The following is a 1,810-nucleotide window of genomic DNA, read 5'->3' as shown; positions in this document are numbered from 1 at the left end:
GGCTCACGCAGGGCGCTTCCATTGTGCCGGCAACTGTTGCGTAGCGCTTCCGTCACTTCGGGACCGCACGCAGCCTTGCGTAAGGCTAACGCAGTACAGACAGCGTGTTACGCCCCCTGGGCGCGCACTGACAAAAGTTGCCGCCGCCTGCGATTCCGCATCGGATCGCGCCCCATGCTTTGGCACGAGCAAAGGCGTTGCCATCGGCAGCGGCCAGTCAACCTCATATCCCGGCGCCGTGCCCCTCACCGTGCAGGCTTTACTTTCAGCGCCAATAACGTATGATAATAAATTCATAACAGAAGTGAAAAGCCTGATGCGCAAGGAGAACCCGTGCTCCAGCGCAGGCCAGCGAAGGCCAGAAAAGGATGATGAGGAAAGCCACGCAATACGGCTTTTTTCTATCTATTTTAAAATACTGTTATTTTATATAGTTAGAAGAAAAATTAAAAAAAATCCGCATTCCCCCCTTTTCAACCCGCCGGTATGTCTTATCTCTATGCCGGTGCGGGGCCGGACGAAACGAGCGTTCGCTACGGCCAGTACGCGCAATATTTTCGGCGCAGACGCCGAGCTGCGTCCGTTGCCGTGTCCCACGGGACAATAATAACATTTCCGGGAGGATCTGACGTCATGAAGCTGAAACCCCTTAACGACCGTGTTCTGGTCAAACGCCTTGAAACCGAAGAAAAGACCGCTGGCGGCCTGTACATCCCTGATACGGCTAAAGAAAAGCCTTCCAAGGGTCAGGTTGTGGCTGTGGGTCCCGGCAAGGTAGGGGATAATGGCGAGCGCACCGCTCTGGCTGTGAAAGCCGGCGACGAAGTGCTGTTCAACAAGTACGCCGGAACCGAGGTTAAGCTCGACGGCGTTGACCATCTGGTCATGCGCGAAGAAGACATTCTCGCCATCATCGACTAACTCCCACCTTTGCCGAATTACCACTAGGAGGAAATGTCCCAATGTCTGCTAAAGAAATCTTTTTTGACGTTAAAGCCCGCGAAAAACTTTCCCGCGGTGTTGACAAGCTCGCCAATGCCGTCAAGGTCACCCTTGGCCCCAAGGGCCGCAACGTAGCTATTGAAAAATCCTTCGGCGCTCCCGTCATCACCAAGGACGGCGTCACTGTCGCCAAGGAAATCGAACTGTCCGACAGATTCGAAAACATGGGCGCCCAGCTCGTCAAAGAAGTGGCCTCCAAAACTTCCGATGCCGCTGGCGACGGTACCACCACCGCCACCATTCTGGCTCAGGCCATTTACCGCGAAGGCGTCAAGCTTGTGGCTGCCGGCCGCAACCCCATGGCTATCAAGCGCGGCATCGACAAGGCCGTTGAAGGTCTGATCGCCGAGATGGCCAACCTTGCCAAGCCCACCCGCGACCAGAAGGAAATTGCCCAGATCGGCACCATTTCCGCCAACTCCGACACCACCATCGGCAACATCATTGCCGAAGCCATGGCGAAAGTGGGCAAGGAAGGCGTCATCACCGTTGAAGAAGCCAAGGGCCTCGAAACCACTATGGACGTGGTGGAAGGCATGCGCTTTGACCGCGGCTACCTGTCGCCCTACTTCGTGACCAATCCTGAAAAGATGGTCTGCGAAATGGACAATCCCTACATCCTGTGCACGGAAAAGAAAATCTCCAGCATGAAAGACATGCTGCCCGTGCTTGAGCAGGTTGCCAAGGTGAACCGTCCGCTTATGATCATTGCTGAAGACGTGGAAGGCGAAGCCCTGGCGACCCTCGTGGTCAACAAGCTGCGTGGCGCCCTGCAGGTCGTGGCCGTCAAGGCCCCCGGCTTCGGCGA

The 1,810-nt window shown here is 56.0% G+C and carries 2 protein-coding genes; both read left to right on the top strand.

What is annotated here, in order from left to right; all coding sequences use genetic code 11:
- Positions 1-633 precede the first annotated feature (633 nt).
- A complete protein-coding gene (gene groES / locus V6C07_RS05420) occupies positions 634-921 on the top strand; it encodes a co-chaperone GroES (RefSeq protein WP_012625173.1) in 288 nt (95 codons plus the stop codon).
- Positions 922-962: 41 nt separating this feature from the next.
- On the top strand, positions 963-1,810 hold an 848-nt coding region (groEL, locus tag V6C07_RS05415; RefSeq protein ID WP_333535342.1), incomplete at its 3' end, for a chaperonin GroEL.

The organism is Desulfovibrio sp. 1214_IL3152, from assembly GCF_036763055.1.
Taxonomy (GTDB): Bacteria; Desulfobacterota; Desulfovibrionia; order Desulfovibrionales; family Desulfovibrionaceae; genus Desulfovibrio.
The sequence above is the reverse complement of the archived record's forward strand: the minus strand, read 5'-3'. Positions and strand labels throughout refer to the sequence as shown.